The organism is Rahnella perminowiae (genome assembly GCF_019049755.1).
GTDB classification, from domain to species: Bacteria; Pseudomonadota; Gammaproteobacteria; order Enterobacterales; family Enterobacteriaceae; genus Rahnella; species Rahnella perminowiae.
This window is the reverse complement of the sequence record NZ_JAFMOS010000059.1, coordinates 1-524: the sequence shown is the minus strand read 5'-3', so window position 1 is coordinate 524 and position 524 is coordinate 1. Positions and strand designations below refer to the sequence as shown.

Annotated in this window: 2 protein-coding genes; both read left to right on the top strand. The window is 41.8% G+C overall.

Features of this window, described 5'->3' with window-relative positions; translation table 11 throughout:
• On the top strand, positions 1-296 hold a 296-nt coding region (locus J1785_RS00295), incomplete at its 5' end, for an STM2901 family protein (protein ID WP_476655344.1).
• Positions 290-524: DUF1493 family protein (locus J1785_RS00290; protein WP_217218522.1), on the top strand; the 235-nt coding region annotated here is incomplete at its 3' end. The genes J1785_RS00295 and J1785_RS00290, both read left to right, overlap by 7 nt.

Sequence of the window (524 nt, the reverse complement as noted above, 5' to 3'; positions counted from 1 at the left end):
GGATTAATGAAAGTGAAACAACACGTGCTAAACCACTCAAAACGACACTAGGGACGTCTATACTTAGCTACCATCTGCGGCAGTGGCTCAATATTGAAGTCAAACAATGGCGTACTTTGACAAATGGTAGCATCAGGCGCTTAAAGTTTTCCTATGTTACAAACTTGGGGGCATTTGTTGGGCGATGGATACCCTTTGTGGGATGGGTAATATTAGCTGACGATGTGGCTACCATTGTCTATAAAGCTACCAACCGCTACAACACGATTGCCAATGAGAAAGATCGCCTATGGTAAGCAATGCGGAGATCATTACCTGGTATAATGAGCGCTTTAACCGGCCTGGTTTTTTTTCCAAAAAACGCTGGCCTGTCACTATTAATACAAGTCTTTCTACCGGCGATTATGTATGGGCGTGTGAAACAGGTGACGACATCATGAAAGAGTCTTTTGATAAATTCAAAGTTGATACCGCTAACTTTGATTTCGAAAAATACTTGACTGTTGAAGCATCAGTGTTTTCAA